The sequence below is a fragment of the Neobacillus sedimentimangrovi genome (assembly GCF_010614825.1).
GTDB lineage: Bacteria > Bacillota > Bacilli > Bacillales > Cytobacillaceae > Neobacillus > Neobacillus thermocopriae.
Genome location: NZ_JAAFZF010000050.1, coordinates 1 through 19,667 on the forward strand (window position 1 = coordinate 1; position 19,667 = coordinate 19,667).

General features: G+C 36.8%; 17 protein-coding genes and 1 pseudogene. 14 read left to right on the forward strand and 4 right to left on the reverse strand.

The genetic code is table 11. The features are described from left to right. Positions 1–86: 86 nt before the first annotated feature. Positions 87–1,446: pseudogene (locus GZA11_RS13765) on the forward strand (IS1182 family transposase). Between the two features lie 357 nt (positions 1,447–1,803). On the opposite strand, the gene GZA11_RS13770 reads toward GZA11_RS13765, so the two are convergent. Beyond that, positions 1,804–2,679 (reverse strand): metallophosphoesterase, encoded by an 876-nt coding sequence (locus GZA11_RS13770; protein WP_163184213.1) that lies wholly within the window; start codon positions 2,677–2,679, stop codon positions 1,804–1,806. Between the two features lie 258 nt (positions 2,680–2,937). Between GZA11_RS13770 and GZA11_RS13775 the strand changes: the two genes are divergently transcribed. The 9 genes from GZA11_RS13775 to GZA11_RS13815 all read left to right on the forward strand — a co-directional run bounded on the left by GZA11_RS13775 (position 2,938) and on the right by GZA11_RS13815 (position 10,831). Continuing rightward, entirely contained in the window at positions 2,938–4,149 is a 1,212-nt protein-coding gene (locus GZA11_RS13775) for an EAL domain-containing protein (protein ID WP_038540639.1), read from the forward strand. A 74-nt stretch (positions 4,150–4,223) separates the two neighbouring features. Beyond that, the gene (locus GZA11_RS13780) at positions 4,224–4,460 is read left to right on the forward strand and encodes a hypothetical protein (protein WP_038540642.1); all 237 of its coding nucleotides are present in this window, start codon (positions 4,224–4,226) and stop codon (positions 4,458–4,460) included. A 227-nt stretch (positions 4,461–4,687) separates the two neighbouring features. After that, entirely contained in the window at positions 4,688–4,924 is a 237-nt protein-coding gene (locus GZA11_RS13785) for a YkuJ family protein (protein WP_038540645.1), read from the forward strand. Positions 4,925–5,202: 278 nt separating this feature from the next. Next, complete coding sequence (gene cbpB / locus GZA11_RS13790; protein ID WP_038540648.1) at positions 5,203–5,649, forward strand: cyclic-di-AMP-binding protein CbpB; 447 nt, start codon at positions 5,203–5,205, stop codon at positions 5,647–5,649. Between the two features lie 87 nt (positions 5,650–5,736). After that, positions 5,737–7,230, forward strand: coding sequence for an MDR family MFS transporter (locus GZA11_RS13795; protein WP_163184217.1), 1,494 nt, complete (start codon positions 5,737–5,739; stop codon positions 7,228–7,230). Between the two features lie 11 nt (positions 7,231–7,241). Further along, a complete protein-coding gene (locus tag GZA11_RS13800) occupies positions 7,242–8,120 on the forward strand; it encodes a LysR family transcriptional regulator (protein ID WP_038540651.1) in 879 nt (292 codons plus the stop codon). Positions 8,121–8,200: 80 nt separating this feature from the next. Then, positions 8,201–8,902, forward strand: coding sequence for a 2,3,4,5-tetrahydropyridine-2,6-dicarboxylate N-acetyltransferase (gene dapD / locus GZA11_RS13805; protein ID WP_038540655.1), 702 nt, complete (start codon positions 8,201–8,203; stop codon positions 8,900–8,902). Positions 8,903–8,955: 53 nt separating this feature from the next. Next, entirely contained in the window at positions 8,956–10,080 is a 1,125-nt protein-coding gene (locus tag GZA11_RS13810) for an N-acetyldiaminopimelate deacetylase (RefSeq protein ID WP_163184214.1), read from the forward strand. A gap of 91 nt (positions 10,081–10,171) precedes the next feature. Then, positions 10,172–10,831, forward strand: a complete 660-nt coding sequence (locus tag GZA11_RS13815; protein ID WP_038540661.1) for a potassium channel family protein — start codon at positions 10,172–10,174, stop codon at positions 10,829–10,831. A 38-nt stretch (positions 10,832–10,869) separates the two neighbouring features. Here GZA11_RS13815 and rnjA read toward each other — a convergent pair whose 3' ends face one another. The 3 genes from rnjA to def all read right to left on the reverse strand — a co-directional run bounded on the left by rnjA (position 10,870) and on the right by def (position 13,726). Continuing rightward, positions 10,870–12,537, reverse strand: a complete 1,668-nt coding sequence (rnjA, locus tag GZA11_RS13820; protein ID WP_163184215.1) for a ribonuclease J1 — start codon at positions 12,535–12,537, stop codon at positions 10,870–10,872. Between the two features lie 6 nt (positions 12,538–12,543). Continuing rightward, a complete protein-coding gene (locus tag GZA11_RS13825; RefSeq protein WP_163184216.1) occupies positions 12,544–12,753 on the reverse strand; it encodes a DNA-dependent RNA polymerase subunit epsilon in 210 nt (69 codons plus the stop codon). A gap of 418 nt (positions 12,754–13,171) precedes the next feature. Then, complete coding sequence (gene def / locus GZA11_RS13830) at positions 13,172–13,726, reverse strand: peptide deformylase (protein WP_038540671.1); 555 nt, start codon at positions 13,724–13,726, stop codon at positions 13,172–13,174. Between the two features lie 374 nt (positions 13,727–14,100). On the opposite strand from def, the gene pdhA reads away from it, so the two are divergent. The 4 genes from pdhA (at position 14,101) to lpdA (ending at position 19,012) form a co-directional block, all read left to right on the forward strand. Continuing rightward, positions 14,101–15,216 carry a pyruvate dehydrogenase (acetyl-transferring) E1 component subunit alpha gene (gene pdhA / locus GZA11_RS13835; protein WP_038540674.1) on the forward strand — a complete coding sequence of 372 codons (1,116 nt, stop codon included), beginning with the start codon at positions 14,101–14,103 and terminating at the stop codon, positions 15,214–15,216. Positions 15,217–15,219: 3 nt separating this feature from the next. Continuing rightward, entirely contained in the window at positions 15,220–16,197 is a 978-nt protein-coding gene (locus tag GZA11_RS13840; RefSeq protein WP_038540677.1) for an alpha-ketoacid dehydrogenase subunit beta, read from the forward strand. Positions 16,198–16,285: 88 nt separating this feature from the next. Then, the gene (locus GZA11_RS13845) at positions 16,286–17,593 is read left to right on the forward strand and encodes a dihydrolipoamide acetyltransferase family protein (RefSeq protein ID WP_038540679.1); all 1,308 of its coding nucleotides are present in this window, start codon (positions 16,286–16,288) and stop codon (positions 17,591–17,593) included. Positions 17,594–17,596: 3 nt separating this feature from the next. Further along, the gene (gene lpdA, locus GZA11_RS13850; RefSeq protein WP_038540681.1) at positions 17,597–19,012 is read left to right on the forward strand and encodes a dihydrolipoyl dehydrogenase; all 1,416 of its coding nucleotides are present in this window, start codon (positions 17,597–17,599) and stop codon (positions 19,010–19,012) included. Positions 19,013–19,667 lie beyond the last annotated feature (655 nt).

Consider the following 19,667-nt stretch of genomic DNA (forward strand, 5'->3'; position numbering starts at 1 on the left):
TCAGACTGTCGACAAAATCCTTTTTTAAAGGATTTTGTCGACATTTTTTGTATAATTATGTCATAGAATATCGAGGTGATATTGAAATGCTTACTAAAAATACACAAGTAAATCGAGATCAATTAGAAATGATTACTTTAGACCAGCTGGTTCCTGAAAATCACTTGGTTCGTAAGATAGAAGCTGCTATTGATTTTTCATTTATATATAAATTAGTTGAGAATATGTATTCATCTGAACGTGGTCGTCCAAGTATTGACCCTGTTGTATTAATTAAGATGGCTTTTATTCAATATACCTTCGGTATTCGCTCTATGCGCAAAACTATTGAAGAAATTGAAACAAACCTTGCTTATCGTTGGTTCTTAGGTTTTGGGTTTCATGATAAAGTCCCCCACTTCTCAACCTTCGGAAAAAACTATGAAAGACGTTTCAAGGATACAGATCTATTTCAAAAAATCTTCTACCGCATTCTAATAGAAGCTTCTGATAAAAAGTTGATTAGTGCTGAACATGTATTTATTGATTCTACGCATGTTAAAGCAAGTGCAAATAAACAAATTCGAAAAGAAAATTGTCCGTAAAGAAACAAAAGCCTATGAAGCTCGACTTCAAGAAGAAATCAACAGTGATCGAGAGAAACATGGAAAAAAAACTTTTCCACCAGAAAAATATAAAAAAGAGGAAAACAAGGAAATAAAAGAAAGTATTACAGATCCAGAAAGTGGTTACTACGTAAAGGATGAGCGCACAAAACAATTTGCTTATTCATTTCATGCTGCGGCTGATAGAAATGGATTTATTCTGGGAACGATTGTAACTCCAGGTAATATTCATGATAGTACGATGTTTGAACCCCTGCTTGAAAAGGTCATTGAAAACTGTGGAAAGCCTGATGCAGTTGCTGCTGACGCTGGCTATAAAACACCCGCCATTGCTCAATACTTAATAGAAAATAATATACGACCTGTATTACCCTATACACGCCCACGTACAAAGAAAAGCTATTTAAGAAAACATGACTATGTGTATGATAAACATTTTGACTGTTACATATGTCCGGAAGGACAAGTCCTAGAATATAGAACAACTACTAAGGAAGGTTATCGTCAGTATTTCTCTAATCCGACTAAATGTAAGAATTGTTCTTTATTAGCTCAATGCACACAGAGCCAAAATCATCAAAAATTAATTCAACGGCATGTTTGGGAAGATTATTTAGAGGAAGCAGATCACCTTCGTTATACAACAGAGAATCGAATTATATATGCAAAACGGAAAGAAACTATTGAACGTGTGTTTGCTGATGCTAAAGAAAAGCATGGTATGCGGTGGACGACTTTAAGAGGCCTTAAAAAATTGTCCATGCAGGCGATGCTTACTTTTGCTGCAATGAATTTAAAGAAACTGGCAAACTGGACTTGGACTAGTCCAAAAATGGTATAATAATTGACCCCGTAGGGGTCAAATTAAAGTTAATATAGACCAAAAATTGCTTAAAATTTGAAAAGGCATTTCGAATTAAGCTTATTCGGAATGCCTTTTGTCTACAATCTGAAATCCTTATCTAATATAAGGATTTTTTTGATTATAAATGAATATTTTTTCTTTGCAAATGGTCTATAAGAAGATTTCTAGCGTACGATCTGTCAACATTATCGAATTGACTTCGTCTCTTTGTATTTCCTATATCTCAGTTGGAGAGCACCACAAGGAAGGCCGATAGTATAAGCATCGCACGACTGAAAGCGATGGCTATTGGGAGGAAGCCATACGCCGCTGGGCAGGGCGCTTTCGCTTTTCTTAATTTCCCTCTGGTTTTAATGTAAATACTGTGATTTCGGGTTTGGATAAAAAACGAAACGGGAGTCGAGTTGTTCCAATTCCTCTATTCACATATAGTGACAATGATTCATCATCTCCAACTCGATAGAATCCCTCATAGTAAACTTTTGCAAAAGGGGGAATGACAAGTGGACCAATAAATGGGATTTTAACTTGCCCACCATGACTATGGCCACTAAGTTGCCAATGAACGGGATACTGAGACACATCACTTGCAACGTCTGGAGCATGTGACAATAATATATTAAATTGATCGGGTGTAACTGTTTTTAATGCTAATGGTATGTCTGGTTTTCCTAACATTCGATCATCGATACCGATGATATTTATTCTGCTAAAATTGTTCAATGATATTGATGTTGAATGATTTAAGAGCAATTGAAAGCCTGCTGTTTCCATCACATTACGATAGATTTCTGATCCGTATCCCCCATGATCATGATTGCCGTAAATACAAAATTTTCCAAGTGGGGCATGCAAGCTTTGTAAAATAGGTACAAGTTGGTTAATTTCAGAATATTTATTGGGCTCGTCCATTAAATCACCGGTAAAAAATATGATATCTGGGCCTAAGTTGTTAATAGTTTTGGCCAATTTTTTAAACTGCTGAAGACTATAATGAAATCCAAGATGGGTGTCACTAAATTGAACAATTTTTTTACCAGCAAAGCTTTGAGGAATTAGAGGGTGTTTCATATCCATGTGCACAATTTCAAGTAAGAAGGGTTCAATTCGATTTGCGTAGATATACCCGCCTGAACCTAAGCCAAGCAAAGTTAATAATGAACTAAATATCCGTTTTAAAAACATTCTCCTTGTTTGTTTTTTCGGCATGCTATTTACCAACCTACAGTTAATTTGATGATACGGCATTTTTGCGCTTTCTGTGATCCCTTACCTCAGTCCAAGCGTTCCTACTTGTAAACCAATAAGCGGGTGTTCAATCCTTTCTTATATTTTCATGAAATTCCCCAATGATTGCAAGTGAAACTGCTTATAAACTTTTAATGGAACCGTTATACATATGCTTGAACAAGCAGCTAGAGGTTAGCGTATGGTATAATAATAAAAATGTTAATTGGAGGTACCTGGATGGATGCCTTGGATATCCTCTCAAATCTTGGCAATGTTGTTCCGTACTATCAGCCGATTTTTAGTGCCGATACACAGAGAGTGATTGGTTATGAAGTTTTAGGCAGATATGAATCTGGTGATTCGATTATAAGTTTAGGACCTTTTTTTCAAGATGATCAAATCCCAGAAGAATATAAATATGAAGTGGACTTGCTTTTAGTAAAAAAAGCCTTGGAAAAAATACTTGAACTCGATGAAGAAGTTTCTATTTTTTTGAATAGAAATGCTGATTTGTTAATGTATGGACATGGTGAACCCTTTCTGCAGGAAGTGTTGGAATTTGAAAAAAAAGGCCTTTCATTGAATCGTATTGTATTGGAAGTTTCAGATCATAATTTTAAAGGTGATTTGGCTCAATTCGATAACTTGTTACAATATTATCGGACATATGGTATTAAAGTGGCGATTGCAAGACTAGAAAGTGAAAGTCATTTTTTTGAACGAATAGGTCAAATTGAACCCGATATATTAAAAATTAATTTAGAAGCTTTAAAATCAACTTCAACCGGCACAAGCTTTAATGATGTTCTTTATGCAATTTCACTTTTGGCTAGAAAGATCGGTGCAACATTATTATTTGAAAATATAGAAATGAGTTATCAAATGCAATTTGCATGGAAAAATGGAGGGCGCTATTATCAAGGGTATTATTTACATCCCCCTGTTGCTGATTTCATTGAGGGAGATTTGCTAAAGGACCGGCTGAAGGAAAAATTCCATGATTTTATTTTGTATGAAAAAAGAAAACTGGAAGCCGTTTATACTACTGCTGAATTTTTTCATGCAAAAGTGCAAGATATTGTCACTAAAAACAAAAAATCAAGCTATGAGGAACTACTTTTTGCATTAGGGAAAGAACTAGATCACATTGCCTTTCGGATGTATATTTGTGATGATGATGGCTTTCAAAAATCTGCAAACTTATTTAAGGAATCTGATGGTTGGCACATTCAAAATGAGTATATTCACAAAAATTGGAGCTGGAGGCCATATTTTTTAGAAAACATTATAAAGATGCGAAATGACCGAAAGGGAATATTATCCGATTTATATTGTGATATTGAAACCGGTGAAACGATAAGAACTTTTTCGTTTCCAATGAACGGTAATGAATATTTATTTATTGATATTTCATATCAATATCTCTTCGAACATGAATCCTTACTGTAAGAATGCTCCTGAATAGAATGATTCATTGGGTGGAACTGTAAAGATATATCCAATGAAAAAGGAGTAAGAAGCTCATGAATCTTTTTGAGTTAACCTTGGCTATATTAATTGTTGGTATTTTGCTGATTTCCCTTATTTATACACTTGTTGCGGGTAGACAACAAAAGGTGGTAGAGGGGGAAATGGATACACAAATAGCAAATTCGATTCAAAAAAATGTTTACACAAGAAATCCTATTTTCCTTTCTTATGGAATCTTTTTTGCATTAGTCCTCTTTATCATTCTTTTTGTCGCTGTTTCCTTTTATTAACAGGTCTCCTCATGTAGGAGTCCTTTTTTTTATGTAAATTTGAAAAAAAATATGGCCTAATTTTTATTTTTGCTTGGACAAAAAGACTTCATTAATTTATCCTTGTAATATTGGCATGTACAACAGTTATATATCATATTGTGAAATTAATCCATAAGGATAGAAACATGTCAAATGTGAAACCTAAAACATAGAAGTTTGTTAGTGTTTGAAAGGAGTAGGAGCGAATGTCACAGCTTCAAGGTATATTAACAAGGTTAAAAAACCTACAGGAGCAGTCTGCAAGTGGTGAACCGTCTCAGCGTTATTTCGAAGTAAATGGAGAAAGAAAGTGTCAAGTAACTTTTCATCCTAAAACCGAAACCTTCGAATTGGAAGTTTATTATGAAAAGGAAAAGCCAAAACGATATCAATTCGATAATATTGATATGATCACCATTGAAATTTTCGATTTAATACAATAGGAGCCATCATGGTTCCTATTTTTATATAGCTAGTGTTAATTTTTGCTGTTAAATTACGACCTCGATGTATTTCTTTTCTAGGAGTTTTTTAACCCTTTAGTGCTTGAGGGAGTGTAAATGCCCAATATTCCCACCGTTATCTCCGACCCTTCTTCTCCAATAATTAATTACAATATATTTACAATGTCCTATATCCTCAGTCTTTATATAATTATACAGATAACGGAAAACTGTGTTAGAATAATTATGATAAATACGTACATGAGGAGTTTTCGGTGATGATGAATTTTCCTAGCGGAGAAATTCTGAAATTAACAATAAAAGAATTATTGATACCTTCAGAACGAGTTGCCCATGTTCAAATTGGTAATAATCTCGAACATGCACTGTTAGTATTAACAAAGAGTGGTTATACGGCAATACCTGTATTAGACCCTTCCTATAAGTTGCATGGATTGATCAGTACACCTATTATCATGGACTCTATTCTTGGCCTTGAACGTATAGAATTTGAACAACTTGAAAAAAAGCGTGTGGAAGAAGTAATGAAAAAGTCAATTCCACGGGTAAAACAGTCTGATCCATTTCCAAACTGTTTAGATTTATTAGTTAATCATCCATTTCTTTGTGTAGAAACGGAAGATGGATTTTTTGCAGGAATCTTGCCGCGTAGTACAGTATTAAATCAAATAAACACAAGAATTAAACGATTGAAAGTAAAATAATGATATTTTAATACCCCCAATCGGGGGTTGTATTTTTTACGAAAAGAGGTGTTCATATTGGGTGAAAGAAAAAAACATTTTTCCACAATGAACTTACCAATAAAGCAAACAAAAAAAACTCTTGTTTTAGCCTCTGTGATGTTAGCTATGTTTATGGGGGCTGTTGAGGCTACCATTGTTTCTACAGCGATGCCAGCAATTGTAGCGGATTTGGGAGGATTTACTCTTTATAGTTGGGTTTTTTCTGCCTATTTGTTGATGAATTCAGTAACTGTGTTAATTTACGGTAAACTTTCTGATTTATTTGGTCGTAAACCCATACTTACTATTGGGATTTTAATATTTTTAATTGGTTCGCTTCTTTGTGGTTTGGCTACATCGATGAAAATGCTAGTCATTTTTCGACTTATCCAAGGGTTTGGTGCAGGAGCCGTTATGCCAATAGCCACTACCATTGTAGGAGATATTTATACGGCTGAAGAAAGAGCAAAAATTCAGGGCTATCTTTCCAGTGTTTGGGGAATTTCTGCCATTACTGGACCTGCAGTTGGAGGATTATTAGTTCAGTACATATCCTGGAAATATGTTTTTTGGATCAACATTCCACTAGGAATATTATCACTGGCAGGGATTTGGTTGTTTTTGCATGAAAATATTAACAAAAAGAAACATCAAATCGATTATGTAGGAGCGATTTTATTAACGATTACCGTTTCTTCCATTATGTTTGTTTTAGTTGAGGGTGGCAGCAATTGGCCTTGGGGTTCATGGCAAATTATTTCTTTATTAGTTTTAGCACTCATAACATTTATCGCCTTTGTCATACAAGAAGGTAGGGCAAGTGAGCCGGTAATGCCTTTCTCTATTTGGCAAAAAAGGTCAATATTTATAGCTAATATCACTTCGTTAACAACAGGAATTATGCTGATTGGAATCTCTAGTTTCTTACCAACATTTGTTCAAGGGGTAATGGAACAAACACCAATTGTAGCTGGTTTTACATTAACAATGATGTCCATTGGCTGGCCCATTGCCTCAACCCTTTCCGGACGGATGCTTATTACCATTGGGAATCGTAAAACTTTATTGATAGGAGGCGGATTTTTAATAATTGGTAGTCTTGCCTTTGTGACGATGAATGCTTCCTCAGGGCCTTTATGGGCTGCAACCGGATCATTTTTGACTGGTATAGGAATGGGACTAACTTCAACGGCTTTTATTGTCTCCATTCAAAGTACAGTCGGCTGGGAACAAAGAGGGATTGCAACAGCTGCGAATATGTTTATGCGAAATCTAGGCAATACAATTGGTGCCGCATTATTAGGTGGGATTATTAACAATCGTTTAAACCATTATTTCGCTGAAAAGGCTACATCATTAACAGCAGATGATGCAAATATTCTATTAAAAGAAGAGGAACGGACAGCATTAACAGAAGCAACTCGAAATATTTTGCAGGATGGATTAACAATCTCGTTGCACACTGTTTATTATGTTGTATTGACGTTTGCAATCGTTAGTTTGCTATTCATATGTTTTATTCCAAAAAAGAAAAATGCTACTGCTCAAACTAGTAGTTAGGAGGGGAGAGTTTGTCATCAATCTCTGAATTTCAATTGCTATCCGTACTCGCACAGGAGATGAATATGCGTAAAGCTTCTGAGCGTCTGTTCGTCTCTCAACCTGCACTTTCACAGCGCCTTCAAACAATTGAAAAGGAATGGGGAGCAAAATTATTTATTCGTTCACAAAAGGGCTTGTCACTAACGCCAGCGGGGGAGCATGTGATTGCTTTCGTAAATGAAGTATTAAAAAAGCAGGAAAAAGTTAGGGAAACTCTTTATTCCCTCCAGGATGGTGTGTCAGGAACATTAAAAATTGCAGTAGCTTCAATTGTCGGGCAAAATTGGCTTCCTCAAGTATTAAAAAAGTTCGTGAATAAATATCCACAAGTCAAGATTTCACTAGTTACTGGATGGAGTAGTGAGATATTAAATAGTTTGTATGATGATCAGGTACATATTGGAATTATTCGGGGCACTCCTGATTGGAAAGGGGTTAAAGTACACTTATTTGCTGATCCTCTTTTTCTAGTTGACAGGGAGGATACAAAACCAGAGCAATTGCTTGAAACGGACCGACCTTTTATTCAATTCAAAAGTGACTCAAATTATTACCAGGAAATACAGGACTGGTGGATGCGAAATTTTAATACCTCTCCAAGGCGGACGATTGTAGTGGATCAAATAGAAACATGTAAGCAAATGGCCTTTAACGGCATTGGTTATGCCATTTTGCCTGGTATAACTTTAACAAAAGCGGAAAGAGAAATTTATAAAATTCCCCTTGTTAATGAAAATGGAGAGCCCTTAAAGAGGGATACCTGGCTTCTTGGATATGAATCTGCCTTTCAATTAAAACAAGTACAAGCATTGGTCGAAGTAATTAAGGAATATATTTCTGAATCTTAACTTAAATATAGTAATTTTACTTGTTTTCATTCTTTTTGTTTGTTAAAGTATTTTTTAGTTATGAATAGGGGGCTATAAAAATGGATGCATATGAAATTATTTCTTATATCCAAAACAGTAAAAAATCTACTCCGGTTAAGGTTTATTTAAAAGGAGATTTAGATGGTATTAATTTTGGAACCAATACAAAAGCCTTTATTAATGGCAACACAGGCATATTGTTTGGTGAATGGTCTGAAATTAATCCTATTTTAGAAGAAAATAAATCAAAAATTGAAGATTATGTTGTTGAAAATGACCGTAGAAATTCAGCGATTCCATTAGTAGATATGAAGCATATTAATGCTCGAATTGAACCTGGTGCGATTATTCGCGATCAAGTTGAAATTGGTGATAATGCTGTCATTATGATGGGAGCGGTTATCAATATTGGAGCAGTGATTGGCGAAAAAACAATGATTGATATGGGTGCTGTTCTCGGTGGAAGAGCAACTGTAGGTAAAAATTGCCATATTGGTGCAGGAGCTGTTTTGGCAGGGGTAATCGAGCCTCCTTCTGCAAAGCCGGTTGTTATTGAAGATGATGTGATGATTGGTGCGAATGCTGTTGTATTAGAGGGAGTAACTGTAGGAAAAGGGGCCGTAGTTGCTGCAGGAGCAGTTGTTACTCAAGATGTTGCACCGTATACAGTTGTTGCAGGAACACCAGCGAGAAAAATTAAAGATATTGATGAAAAAACTAAATCTAAGACAGAAATCATGCAAGAATTACGTCAATTATAATTTATATTGAAAGCGTGGAGCCACTCCACGCTTCTTTTTGAAGGGAGAAAAAAATGGATTATTTAATTAAAATACGCCGCGATCTTCATCAAATCCCAGAACTTGGGTTTCAAGAGTTTAAAACACAGGCTTACTTATTGAATTATATCCGCTCCTTGCCTCAAGAAAGACTTTCCATTAAAACATGGAAAACGGGTATATTCGTTAAGGTACATGGAATGAATCCAAGTAAAATCATTGGTTATAGAACAGATATGGATGGTTTGCCTATTACAGAGGAAACAGGACTTCCGTTCACTTCCGTCCATCAAGAGCGAATGCATGCTTGTGGCCACGATCTTCATATGAGTATTGCCCTTGGAGTACTTACTTATTTTTCACAAAATCCTATTGATGACGATTTATTATTCGTTTTTCAACCTGCGGAAGAGGGACCTGGCGGTGCGGATCCAATGCTAAAATCAGAGGAAATGCGCGAATGGATGCCTGACATGATTATTGCACTTCATATTGCTCCGGAATATCCCGTAGGTACAATCGCTATCAAGGAAGGACTGTTATTTGCCAATACGTCTGAACTATTTATTGATTTAAAGGGAAAAGGAGGACATGCTGCTTATCCTCATCAAACAAACGATATGGTTATTGCTGCCTGCACATTGGTTAATCAGCTGCAAACTATCATTGCTAGAAATATAGATCCGTTAGATAGTGCTGTGATTACCGTCGGGAAAATTACCGGGGGAACAGTACAAAACATAATTGCTGAAAATGCAAGGCTTGAAGGGACTATACGAACTTTATCCGAAGAATCGATGCAAAAAGTGAAGCACCGAATTGAAGCATTGGTTAAAGGAATCGAAATAGGTTTTGAATGTGAAGCAACCATTGATTATGGTTCTATGTATCATCAAGTTTACAATAATGAAGAATTGACGAAGGAGTTTATGGATTTCAGTCGAAGATTAGCTGATGTGCAAGTTATCGAATGCAAGGAGGCAATGACAGGAGAAGATTTTGGCTATATGCTAAAAGAGATTCCTGGGTTTATGTTCTGGCTAGGAGTACATTCTCCTTATGGATTACATCATGCCAAATTAAACCCAGATGAAGGAGGCATAGAAGTAGCAGTAAATATGCTAATAAAATACCTTTCATTTAAAGGGAATCGTAGTTAATTCACATTAATTATATCTTCGCCTGTTTTTTTATAAATGGGCTGTTATACTGTTAGTGGTCTATGATCATGTGCGTTTAGGGGGAGTTTTCTTGAAAAAAAGTTTCGCAGTAATAGGACTAGGCCGATTTGGAGGAAGTATATGCCGTACATTGACCGCTGAAGGTATGGAAGTGCTGGCCATTGATAAAAACGAAGAAAGAGTAAATGAATTTGCCATGATTGCTTCTCATGCAGCGGTTGGAGATTCAACGGATGAAAAGGTGTTAAAAAGTTTGGGAATCCGAAATTTTGATCATGTGATTGTTGCGATTGGAGATGATATTCAATCGAGTATTTTAACTACATTAATTTTAAAGGAATTGGGAGTAGCTTGTATAACAGCAAAGGCTCAGAACGATTATCATGAAAAAGTGTTAACGAAAATTGGCGCCGACCATGTTGTACATCCGGAAAGAGATATGGGAAAAAGAATAGCTCATAACATGACATCAAGTAATGTTGTTGATTATCTTGAGCTTTCTGATGAACATAGCATTGTTGAAATTGTTGCAAATGGCAAGCTTAGCGGCCATTCGATCATTGATTTAGATATTCGTAAGAAATATGGCTTAAACATTGTGGCCATTAAAAGAGGAGAAGATATCATAGTTTCTCCACAAGCAACAGAGGTAATACGTGAGAATGATGTTTTAATTGTAATCGGAAACGATTACGATATTGATCGTTTTGAGAAGAAAGTAATGGTGTAAATATGAGAAAAGAGAAGCTTTCGCTTCTCTTTTTCATATTATACTTCCATTATTATTGGTAAAATCATAGGTCTACGTTTTGTTTTTTCGTAGAGGAAAGGTGCGAGTGTATCCGTAATTTCGTTTTTGATCTCTGACCATTGACTGGTTTTCCGTTCCATTATTTTATTAAGATGCTTACTAATTAAGTTTTGAGCATCATTGATTAAGTCGCCAGATTCACGCATATAAACAAATCCTCTTGAAATAATGTCTGGACCGGATGCAATTTTAAATTCCTTCATATTAATACTTACAACAACAACTACTAATCCTTCTTCAGAAAGGATTCTTCGATCTCTCAGAACAATATTACCAATATCTCCTACGCCGCTTCCATCAATATACACTGAACCAGAAGGGATTTTTCCTGCAACTTGTGCAGAGTTCTCAGAGAGGGCTAAAACTTCACCATTATCCATGATAAAGCAATTTTCTTCTTCTACACCACAGTCAACAGCCAATTTGGCATGCATTTTTTGCATACGATATTCCCCGTGAATTGGCATAAAGAACTTTGGTTTCATTAACCGTAGCATTAGTTTTTGTTCTTCTTGTCCGCCATGCCCGGAGGTATGAATATCACTTAATTTACCGTGGATGACCTCAGCACCTGCCTTGAACAACATGTTAATCGTTCGGCTGACACTAATTGTATTACCTGGAATAGGTGAGGAAGAAAATACAACCGTGTCTCCAGGGATGATTTGAATTTGTCTATGCGTGCCATTAGCAATACGAGACAATGCGGCCATAGGCTCACCTTGGCTTCCTGTACAAAGGATAGTCACCTTATGAGCAGGAAGTCGATTGATTTGTCCTGCATCAACAAAGGTATCTTTTGGTGCCTTAATATAACCTAAATCAAGTCCAATATTGATTGCTGCTTCCATACTTCGGCCAAAGACAGCAATTTTCCGGCCATTCATTATAGCTGCCTCTGTTACCTGCTGGAGCCGGTGAATATTGGAAGCGAAAGTGGCAAAAATAATCCTTCCACTAACTTTACGGAAAATATCATGGATGCTTTCCCCTACACGTCGTTCTGACATGGTGAACTCAGGTATTTCACTGTTTGTACTATCAGATAATAAGCATAAAACGCCTTCTTTTCCTATCTCTGCCATTTTTGTTAAGTTCGCCGGTTCACCAACAGGAGTAAAATCAAATTTGAAATCACCGGTATGTACGATTTGCCCAGGTGGTGTCTTTACCACGATCCCATATGAATCTGGAATGCTATGAGTAGTTCTAAAAAATGTTACCGATGTCTTCCGGAATTTGATGACATCATCTTCTTTTATTTCAATTAATTTTGCATTTCTAAGGAGACCGTGTTCTTCCAATTTGTTTTTAATTAACCCAAGAGCAAGTTTTCCACCATAAATGGGAATATTGACTTCACGTAATAAATAGGGAATGCCCCCAATATGGTCTTCGTGCCCATGTGTAACAAATAAACCTTTAATTTTTTCCGCGTTTTTAACTAAATAGCTATAGTCAGGTATAACATAATCAATACCTAATAATTCATCTTCGGGGAACTTTATTCCGGCATCAATTAAAATAATCTCATCTTGAAATTGTACCCCGTAAGTATTCTTGCCGATTTCGCCCAAGCCTCCCAAGGCAAAAACAGCGGTTTGATCATTCTTAACAAATTTCATATATTATCATATCTCCAATACTTTATAGTTTTTATTTTGTTGTTCATATTCTAAATGGGCACCTTTTATTTCTTGTATATATTCAATATTGATTTTTTTGTCGGCGAGTTTAGAATATACTTCCCTTACTGATTCCGCCTGAATATAAAGAGTTTTTGTCTTTTCTCTTACTGGAACTTCATGAACGTTTTCTTGGTAAAACACTTTAAATATCATTACTATTCGCTCCTTAATTTTTACATAACTTTTTCTATTATATATAACATAGACCATTTTTTCATTTATTTTCTAGATTAAATTGATGTTTGTTTCAACAATTTACAATAATGAAGGAGCCCTTCGCAAGTATGAAGGGCTCAAAATTATTAGTTTAGGCAATTGATTTTTTTCTAAGTAAATCTTTCCACTGATTTAAGAGCTTTTTTCGTAGCTTCTTTAACATAGTGGATCATCTCCTTACTTCTTATTTTAAACAATCCTTGTCCAAAGTAAAGCCAGTATTGGGAGATAAATAAAATTTTTTAGTTCAACTTTTTTACTATTATTATATGGTATAAAAGCTGAATTTTTCATGGTTAATGATGGAATCAAATTGCCATAAAAAAGCCGACCCTGTACAATGGGACCGACCTTATTATCTTTCTATTGGCACAGCACCTTCAATTGGCTTGAACGGGTCATTTTTATCAATATGATCATAAAACATGATTCCATTTAAATGGTCAATTTCGTGCTGAAAACAAATAGCAGCAAGCCCCTTCAATCTAATTTTTACTTCTTGTCCCTCCAAATTATATCCTTTTACAGTTATCCTTGCGTATCTCGGAACATAGCCGGGAATTGGTTCATCTACTGACAAACAGCCTTCACCTGAGGTTAAATAGGCTAACTCTACTGAATGACTAATTATTTTAGGATTAAATAGCGCATAGCTAATAAGCTGGCCTTTTTCGTCTGTTAAATGAACGGCGATCATTCTTTTTGATACATTTATTTGTGGTGCCGCTAAACCAATTCCAGGACGTAAACCATATTTAGAGGCAATCTCACTATTCTGACTGTTGATTACATATTCTAATAGACTGGAAAGTATTTGTTTATCTTCCTCTGTAGGAGGCATAGGAACTTCCGATGCCACTTTTCTCAGTGTTGGATGCCCATCCCGAATAATATCATCCATTGTCAACATAACGTACACTCCCTTATAACCATAAAAGCTAAAGTTTACAATAGTCTATCAAACATTATTAGCTATTTCTATATTATAACAATCAATAAAAAAAATGAATTTTATATAACAGGTGTTTTTATTTATTAATACAGTTTAACAAATTAGTTAAAAACTTAATAATAATAACTATGATGAAAAATTAATAAACTTAGTATTTGACGGGTTTTAATGAATAAGGTAAACTCAATAAGGTATGCGGTTATTGTATTAATGTTTTTGGCGAAAAATATTAATACAGTTATAAAATGAGAATAGGTATGCTTATTATCGATTTTTGGGCAACCTAATTTAGTGGAAATTATTTTATTTGTATAGAAAGGAAGATGTCCAAGATGGCTTCGAAAACTCAAAAAGCCCCGCTGGATGTAAAAAAGTCGCTCCAAGCAGCGGAGGAACAATTTCAAACATTCCAAATATTAAATGAAGAAGGCGAAGTCGTAAATGAAGCTGCAATGCCGAATTTAACAGATGAACAGCTTCAAGAATTAATGCGCCGCATGGTATATACTCGTATTCTCGATCAAAGATCTATCTCTTTAAATCGTCAAGGAAGACTAGGGTTCTATGCTCCAACAGCTGGTCAAGAGGCATCCCAATTAGCATCTCAGTTTGCCCTTGAAAAAGAAGACTTTATTCTTCCAGGATACCGTGATGTTCCACAATTGATTTGGCATGGGCTTCCACTTTATCAAGCATTTTTATTCTCACGTGGGCATTACCATGGAAACCAAATTCCTGAGGGAGTAAATGTATTATCACCTCAAATTATTATTGGTGCCCAATATGTACAAGCTGCTGGTGTTGCCCTTGGTTTGAAAAAGAATGGAACAAAAGCTGTTGCTATTACTTATACTGGTGACGGCGGTGCTTCTCAAGGGGATTTCTATGAAGGAATAAACTTTGCAGGTGCATTTAAGGCTCCAGCAATTTTCATTGTTCAAAATAACCGTTTTGCTATTTCTACACCAGTTGAGAAACAATCTGCAGCAAAAACGATTGCTCAAAAAGCCATGGCAGCTGGTATTCCAGGTATTCAAGTTGATGGTATGGACCCACTCGCTGTTTATGTTGCGGTTCGTGATGCTCGTGAGCGCGCGATTAATGGGGAAGGTCCAACCTTAATTGAGACTTTAACTTACCGTTATGGACCACATACAATGGCCGGTGATGATCCTACACGTTATCGTTCAGCTGACCTTGATAATGAGTGGGAAAAGAAAGATCCGCTTGTTCGTTTCCGCAAGTTCCTTGAGAAGAAAGGCTTATGGAGCGAAGAACTAGAAAATGAAGTGATTGAACAAGCAAAAGAAGATATTAAAGAGGCTATTAAAAAGGCGGATGAAACTCCAAAACAAAAAGTGACTGATTTAATGTCCATTATGTTTGAAGAAATGCCTCATTATTTAAAAGAACAATATGAAATTTACAAAGCAAAGGAGTCGAAGTAAGTCATGGCTCAAATGACAATGATTCAAGCAATTACTGATGCACTCCGCACGGAGCTACGCAACGATCCAAAAACATTAATCTTTGGGGAAGACGTTGGAGTAAACGGAGGGGTATTCCGAGCAACAGAAGGTCTACAAAAGGAATTCGGTGAAGATCGTGTTTTCGACACTCCTCTTGCAGAATCTGGAATTGGAGGATTATCAATTGGTCTTGCATTAACTGGATTCCGTCCAATCCCTGAGATTCAATTTTTTGGGTTCGTTTTTGAGGTAATGGACTCTATTGCAGGACAAATGTCGCGGATGCGTTACCGTTCAGGCGGACGCTATCATATGCCAATTACAGTACGCTCTCCATTTGGAGGTGGAGTTCATACGCCAGAACTACACTCAGACAGTTTAGAAGGCCTAATGGCACAAACACCAGGCTTAAAAGTTGTAGTACCATCAACTCCATATGATGCAAAAGGATTATTAATATCAGCGATTCGCGATAATGACCCTGTTATTTTCCTTGAGCATTTGAAATTATATCGTGCATTCCGTCAAGAAGTACCTGAAGAAGAATATACTATTCCGATCGGTAAAGCAGATATTAAACGGGAAGGTAAGGATTTGTCCATTATCACTTATGGTGCAATGGTTCATGAATCCTTAAAAGCGGCAGATGAATTAGCGAAGGAAGGATATTCTGTTGAAGTGGTAGATTTACGCACTATTATGCCACTTGATATTGAAACAATTATTGCATCTGTAGAAAAAACAGGTCGTGCAATTGTTGTTCAAGAAGCTCAAAAACAAGCAGGAATTGCAGCAAATGTTGTCGCTGAAATCAATGACCGTGCAATTTTAAGCTTGGAGGCACCAGTATTGCGTGTTGCAGCTCCTGATACAGTATATCCATTCTCTCAAGCGGAATCTGTATGGCTTCCAAATTATAAAGATGTCATTGAAACAGCTAAAAAAGTACTTACTTTCTAATATAAAGTGGGAAATAAATCGTTTTGTTTCCCGCTTCCCTTATGTATTCCCAGCAAAATTAACGCAAAAAATAGGAGGATGAATCCCAGTGTCATTTCAATTTAAAATGCCTGACATCGGAGAAGGAATTCATGAAGGAGAAATAGTCAAATGGTTTATTAAACCAGGAGATAAAGTCCAAGAAGACGATGTCCTATGTGAAATTCAGAATGATAAAGCTGTAGTTGAAATCCCTTCACCGGTAGAAGGGACTGTATTAGAAGTATTAGTTGAGGAAGGAACTGTTGCGACGGTAGGACAAGTTCTCGTAACCTTTGATGCCCCAGGATATGAAAACTTACAATTCAAAGGGGACCATGGTGACGCAGAGCCAGAACAGCAAGAACAAGCACCAGAACCAACACCTGAGGCAAAGGCAGAAACAACACCTCAGACTCAAGGAAATCAAGAGGTTGATCCAAATCGTAGAATTATTGCTATGCCTTCTGTACGGAAATATGCACGTGAAAAAGGTGTGGATATTAAATTAGTTACTGGTACAGGAAATAATGGCCGCATTCTAAAAAGCGATATTGATGCATTCCTAAATGGAGGACAAGCAGCAGTGGCTGAACAGCCAGCAACTCAAGCTGTACCAGCAACGGAAGAAGCAGTTGCAGAAGCTCCAAAAGCAGCAGCTATTCCACAAGGAGAATATCCTGAAACACGTGAAAAGATGAGCGGTATTAGAAAAGCAATTGCAAAAGCAATGGTTAATTCTAAACATACAGCTCCACATGTAACATTAATGGATGAAGTAGATGTCACTAAGTTAGTAGCACATCGTAAGAAATTCAAGGAAGTTGCAGCTGCAAAAGGTATCAAGCTAACTTTCCTTCCATACATTGTAAAAGCTTTAACAAGCACATTAAAAGAGTTCCCAATATTGAACACATCTCTTGATGATGCAACCAATGAAATTATTCATAAACACTACTATAATATTGGGATTGCTGCAGATACAGAAAAAGGATTACTTGTGCCAGTTGTTAAAGATGCTGATCGCAAGTCTGTCTTTGCTATTTCCAATGAAATTAATGAACTTGCAGTTAAAGCACGTGAAGGTAAACTTGCTCCACATGAGATGAAAGGTGCTTCATGTACAATCTCTAATATCGGTTCAGCTGGTGGTCAGTGGTTTACTCCAGTAATTAATCATCCTGAAGTTGCCATTCTAGGTGTTGGTCGCATTGCTGAGAAACCAATCGTTAGAGATGGTGAAATTGTTGCTGCACCAGTCTTGGCATTATCATTAAGCTTCGATCACCGTATGATTGATGGGGCTACTGCTCAAAATGCATTAAATCACATTAAGCGATTATTAAACGATCCAGAACTATTGCTAATGGAGGCGTAAGAAATGGTAGTAGGAGATTTTCCAATTGAAACAGATACTATAGTAATTGGCGCTGGACCAGGCGGGTATGTAGCAGCAATTCGTGCAGCTCAGTTAGGTCAAAAAGTTACAATTATTGAAAAGGAAAATGTAGGCGGCGTATGTTTAAATGTCGGTTGTATTCCTTCAAAAGCGTTAATTGCTGCTAGCCATCGTTATGAAACAGCACTTCATTCAGCAGATTTTGGTATTACTGCTGAAAATGTTAAAGTTGACTTTTCAAAGGTTCAAGAATTTAAAGCAGGAATTGTTAAGAAATTAACTGGCGGGGTAGAAAGTCTTTTAAAAGGAAATAAAGTAAATATTGTAAAAGGTGAGGCTTACTTTGTTGATGCCAATACACTTCGTGTAATCAACGAGGATTCTGCCCAAACTTATACTTTTAAAAATGCTATTATTGCTACAGGTTCAAGACCTATTGAACTTCCTGCCTTTAAGTATTCAAAACGTGTTCTTAACTCTACTGGAGCCCTTAACTTGCAAGAAATTCCGAATAAAATTGTTGTCATTGGTGGCGGTGTCATTGGGATTGAACTTGGCGGTGCTTATGCTAATTTTGGCAGCCAAGTGACTATTTTAGAAGGCGCCGAAGAAATTTTAGGAATGGGCGTTTTTGATAAGCAAATGGCTTCCGTAGTTAAAAAGAATATGAAGAAAAAAGGTGTAGAATTCTATACAAAAGCACTAGCTAAAGGTGTAGAAGAAACAGAAAACGGAGTAGTCGTAACCTTTGAAACAAAAGGTGAAGAGAAGAAAATTGAAGCTGATTATGTGTTTGTAATGGTTGGACGTCGTCCGAATACGGATGAAATGGGTCTAGAACAAGTTGGCATTAAAATGACTGACCGCGGCTTAATTGAAATTGATAAACAATGCCGAACAAATATTAGTAATATTTATGCAATCGGTGATGTTGTAGCAGGACCTCAATTAGCACATAAAGCATCCTATGAAGCAAAAATTGCTGCTGAGGCAATTGCTGGACACCCATCTGAAATTGATTATTTGGCAATACCTGCTGTTGTTTTCTCTGATCCTGAATTAGCATCTGTAGGTTATACAGAAGCTCAAGCAAAAGAAGAAGGCATCGAGATTGTTGTTGCTAAATTCCCATTTGCAGCCAATGGCCGTGCATTATCATTGGCATCAAGCGATGGTTTCCTAAAACTTATTACTCGTAAAGAAGATGGTCTTGTAATCGGTGCACAAATTGCCGGAGCAAGTGCGTCTGATATGATCGCAGAACTTGGCCTTGCAATCGAAGCAGGAATGACTGCTGAGGATTTGGCAATGACCATTCATGCTCATCCAACACTTGGAGAAATTGCTATGGAAGCAGCAGAAGTAGCATTAGGTACACCAATTCATATTGTAAAATAATGGTGAATGAAAACTCGTATTTGATTTTGTAGATCGAAGTGCAAAAAAATAACAATAAAAAGTCCTTTCCTCAAGATGGGAAAGGACTTTTTATTCATGTGCGCCCGGCATGGGTGTAATCTATAGGGTGAAAGTCCCGAGCTGCGAAGGCAGAAGTAGCAGTTAGCTTAATGCAAGGGTGTCCGTGGTGACGCGGAATCTGAAGGAAGCGAGCGGCAAACTTCCGGTCTGAGGAACACGAACTTCATATGAGGCTAGGTATCACTGGGTGAGTTTGCCTGACAAAACAAAGCCCTTTCTGCCGAAGGTGATACAGAGTAAATGAAGCAGATGGAAAGATTACACTCTTACCCGGGGAGGTCTGGCTGGCACGCCAAGTAACCTTGGTAACCTATCTAGTGATAGATAGCTGAGCAGTCAGAAGTCAGCAGAAGTCATAGTACTCTTTCAAGCTCGAGATGGAAGAGGAAGGACTGAACAATTAAGGAGAACGAGTCGCTAGGCGTTCATCTTCTGTGTGGAAGCAGACAATCCGATAGGACTTACTTGAAGGAGGAAGTGGTGAATCCCACGGGGGACTTCAAGAGGGTGGAGCAGAAGATGGCACAAATAGAAGGATTCGTTCACGTGGAGAGGATATCTAATGTTGATGGAA

Excerpts from the sequence above, each read along its gene's own strand:
- GZA11_RS13770 (WP_163184213.1), bottom strand. The coding sequence starts at position 2,679 with ATGCCGAAAAAACAAACAAGGAGAATGTTTTTAAAACGGATATTTAGT.
- GZA11_RS13775 (WP_038540639.1), top strand. The coding sequence starts at position 2,938 with ATGGATGCCTTGGATATCCTCTCAAATCTTGGCAATGTTGTTCCGTAC.
- GZA11_RS13780 (WP_038540642.1), top strand. The coding sequence starts at position 4,224 with ATGAATCTTTTTGAGTTAACCTTGGCTATATTAATTGTTGGTATTTTG.
- GZA11_RS13785 (WP_038540645.1), top strand. The coding sequence starts at position 4,688 with ATGTCACAGCTTCAAGGTATATTAACAAGGTTAAAAAACCTACAGGAG.
- cbpB (WP_038540648.1), top strand. The coding sequence starts at position 5,203 with ATGATGAATTTTCCTAGCGGAGAAATTCTGAAATTAACAATAAAAGAA.
- GZA11_RS13795 (WP_163184217.1), top strand. The coding sequence starts at position 5,737 with ATGAACTTACCAATAAAGCAAACAAAAAAAACTCTTGTTTTAGCCTCT.
- dapD (WP_038540655.1), top strand. The coding sequence starts at position 8,201 with ATGGATGCATATGAAATTATTTCTTATATCCAAAACAGTAAAAAATCT.
- GZA11_RS13810 (WP_163184214.1), top strand. The coding sequence starts at position 8,956 with ATGGATTATTTAATTAAAATACGCCGCGATCTTCATCAAATCCCAGAA.
- rnjA (WP_163184215.1), bottom strand. The coding sequence starts at position 12,537 with ATGAAATTTGTTAAGAATGATCAAACCGCTGTTTTTGCCTTGGGAGGC.
- GZA11_RS13825 (WP_163184216.1), bottom strand. The coding sequence starts at position 12,753 with ATGATATTTAAAGTGTTTTACCAAGAAAACGTTCATGAAGTTCCAGTA.
- def (WP_038540671.1), bottom strand. The coding sequence starts at position 13,726 with ATGTTGACAATGGATGATATTATTCGGGATGGGCATCCAACACTGAGA.
- pdhA (WP_038540674.1), top strand. The coding sequence starts at position 14,101 with ATGGCTTCGAAAACTCAAAAAGCCCCGCTGGATGTAAAAAAGTCGCTC.
- GZA11_RS13840 (WP_038540677.1), top strand. The coding sequence starts at position 15,220 with ATGGCTCAAATGACAATGATTCAAGCAATTACTGATGCACTCCGCACG.
- lpdA (WP_038540681.1), top strand. The coding sequence starts at position 17,597 with ATGGTAGTAGGAGATTTTCCAATTGAAACAGATACTATAGTAATTGGC.